This is a genomic window from Candidatus Margulisiibacteriota bacterium, assembly GCA_028706105.1.
GTDB lineage: Bacteria > Margulisbacteria > Riflemargulisbacteria > GWF2-35-9 > DYQY01 > DYQY01.
In genome coordinates this window covers 1-3,302 of the sequence record JAQWCF010000134.1, presented here as the reverse complement: position 1 = coordinate 3,302, position 3,302 = coordinate 1, and the positions used below count along the sequence as shown (strand labels likewise).

Genomic DNA, 3,302 nt, shown 5'->3' with positions numbered 1-3,302 from the left:
CCTTTTTTATACCAAGTTCAAGTTCTTTATAAAATTCAAAAGGAACAGCTTTAAACTTCCCATCTCCGAGAACATCAGTGATTACCCATTTATCTTCTCTGTTTCCACGCCTTACCACTTGAAAAACTTTTAATTGTTCTGGTTTAAGTACATCTGCGCCATTTTTTGCAATAGTATCGTCTATCCAATTGTTTTTTGTCTCCAGTCCTTCAATCTTCATTGCAGTCTCTCCGGTAGGAAATAAAAGCTTTGTCTTTTTATCTTTTGCTGCTTGAGATATTTCTTCTCGTACCATGCGGAAGTGAGCTGTAGGATCGTTGTATTGTTCTAATTTCCTGATCTGTTTTCTGTTTGCTTGATCTAACTTCTTTTTAACAATTCCTCGTTTTAATAAATCATCATATCCTTCAGCATTTCTTATTTCACTTTCCAATCTACCTTTCTGATACAAATCACTCTGTACTTCTATTACTCTACGAGTTTTATTGTCTGCCATGTCTTCAATACGAGTGTGTCCGAAGTAGTTTTGTGAACCCTCATCTCCAAAATGTACCTGTCCTGCCGATGTTTTTATTGGTGAGTTATATACTGTTTCATAGTATTCTGCTACATTTCCTCTTATTTCTTCTGGGAGTGTTACTTGTTCATATCTTGGTTCTCCACCTTTGCTCGTCTCTGGTTTCAATGGCAAAAGCTCTGCTTTTACTTTGTCAGCAAATTTTGTAACATTTATTTTAGAATCTTCTCCTTTAAGAGCTGCTCTAATTAGATCTTTTTCAGTTTGTTTTAAGTCAGGACTATTTGTTAGGTCTGATACGAATTGCTTGTTAACTGTAGTTCTTCCTTCCAACTTTTTAAGAAGTTTAGTTGTTAGTGATCCTGTTTCTTTGTATGGAGTTTCTTTTATTCCTTCGTTAGCCTTGTTCCAGATGTCTGTTAGTTGGGATTTGACTGGAGGATTTTTAACCAATACAAATTCTTCTCCTGTTGCATATGGATCAAAATATCTTGCACCATCATAACCTCTTGCTATTATTTCTTTTTCTAATGCATCACCAAATTCAGCTGTCCTTCCTTTTCTTACATTGTATTTCTTCGATACTTCATTTAAGAATTTGGTTTCATCTGCTTTATTTGACAAATCTAACCATTTAGGAGCCATCTTGAACGATGATACAATCGGATTTTCACCAAAATCATCTTTAATAATCATTCCATAAAAATTACTAAGTGCTTTCGGATCTCTGCCTAGATACATGCCGTTGATTTGACTAATTCCACCACCCCTCAATTCTGGGTTAAATCTACTTTTCGATTTATCAAAATTCATTATTTCTTCTGTTCCAACATGATAATATTGGTTAGGAGTTGAATCTTTAGCCCAAAATTCGTCTACCACTTCTAAAGTATCTTTATCAACATTAAATCCAAGTTCTTTTGCATATTTCTTTTTATTAGAGATATCCTTTAATTCAGGTAGATCTGTTTCTCGGAATTGTGCATTAACAAACTCTTCTGCTGTCTTATACTTCTTGGCTTCCTGTATTAGAGACTGTTCAGGTGTCGCTTGGTTTGCCTGTTTCCAGATGTCTATGATTTGGGATTTTGTTTGTGCTTTTGAAGTATCAAATTTGAATCTATCTGTTCCTGTTTTGCTTTTTATTCTTGATAAATCAATCGGGTCTATCCCTTCGTCTGAAACTGTAAACTCAACCACTTTGGCATTATTTCTCTTTGCCCACGATTCTGCAGTTTTCTTATCTGTCCAAGCCCACCTTTCGCCTGTTCCAAGTGTCTTCCCATCTTCTGTTGCTCTATAATAAGTTTTCCCTTGCGCCTTCATAAACTCCTCAGCACTTTTATACTTTCTTGCTTCTTCTGTAAGTTTTTGAGGCACTTCTGCCTTGCTAAAACCCTCCTTGCTGACATCTTTAATAGTCATTCCAATAGGCATTTTAGTTCTTGCTGCATCCATCAAACTTTGAACACTTTTACGAGGAGCTTCTTCAGCTATTCCTGGGATCTTTGAGATAACTTCTCCTGTTTTAGATACTCCAACTCCAACCTTTTTTGCGATCTCATTCAATACTTTTTCTAATTGAATTTTTGTTTTTGATTTATTAGCTTTTTCAAGTAGTTTAAGGTTTTTAGCGATATTTTTCTCTAATTCGATATAGTTTAATGTCTTTAATCCAGTACCTCTTGCCATTCCTCTTTCTATAAATCCTTTTAACCATCCACCAGTTCCTAGATTTAATAAATTAAAAGTGCTTCTTCCTAATTTTTCTCCCAATCCTCTTTCTTGAATTTTTTGTTGAAGTTTATTTACTTCTTCTTTATTTTTTCTAATAAGATCTCTTGTCTTATAAATTGCAGACATTGTTTTGTCCATTTCTTTTGTTCCTAATCCTGATGCAGTTTCTCTAGCTTTTTCTTTTAATCCCTTTCTTACTGTTTCATATAATTTAGAATTTACTGATGTTAAAGGCTCTCCTTTACTGAATGCTTTTTTACCAAATTCAACTCCATAGCTTCTAGCGATATTGTTGATCTCTTTTTTAGTTAATCCTGTTGTAGTTGCTTTCTTAATAGTATCTTTAATGTTTTGTACTCCAACATTATCTCCGGTCTTTCTATAAACTTCTTGAAGATGTTTTAATGCAGTCTCAACATAATTAGTTTTGACTTCTTTGCCAGAGATAGATTTTGCTTTAGTAACTATATCTTTTAATTTTTGAACTGAAGTATCTTTGTCTAATTTTTTATCTATATTTTTAGATAGTTCTGTTATTTTATTAGTAAGTTTAGTTTCTAAATCTTTAAAAGTTTTAACACCTTTTGTGTCTATTGATTCTAATGCTTTTACTCCAAGTGGCTGATCTTTTGTTTTTCCTTCAATAATTTTACCTGCTATTTCTTCTTTAGCTTGTTGTACTGTTTTAGTTGTTGGTTTTTGTATTTTTTCTCCTAATTTTTTCAATCCTTGGCCACCTTTTAATAATGCGACATCAAAAAGTGCACCAGTTCCTGCTCCTATTACTGCTCCTTTAGCAACGTCTACTAATGACTTATTTTCTTTTAGTTCTTCTCCTGCTCCGTATGCTGCACCAATCTTTGCCCCTGGTCCAGTTAAAGCTCTTTTAAATAAGCTTTTTCCTGCAGTTGATGCTACTTTTCCACCTGCACCACCAAGACCAGCTGCTATTGTCTCAAGGCCTGTTCCAGCGACTTCTTTAAATGTCTTTGGCGCTTCTAATTCTCCAAGTACCCCTGCATTAACTGTTGTCTTATAATTTTTAGGA

At 34.1% G+C, this 3,302-nt stretch carries 1 protein-coding gene; it reads right to left on the bottom strand.

Translation table 11 applies throughout. The annotated features are described in order from the left end of the window. On the bottom strand, nt 1-3,302 hold a 3,302-nt coding region (locus tag PHF25_09255; GenBank protein MDD4528196.1), incomplete at both ends, for a hypothetical protein.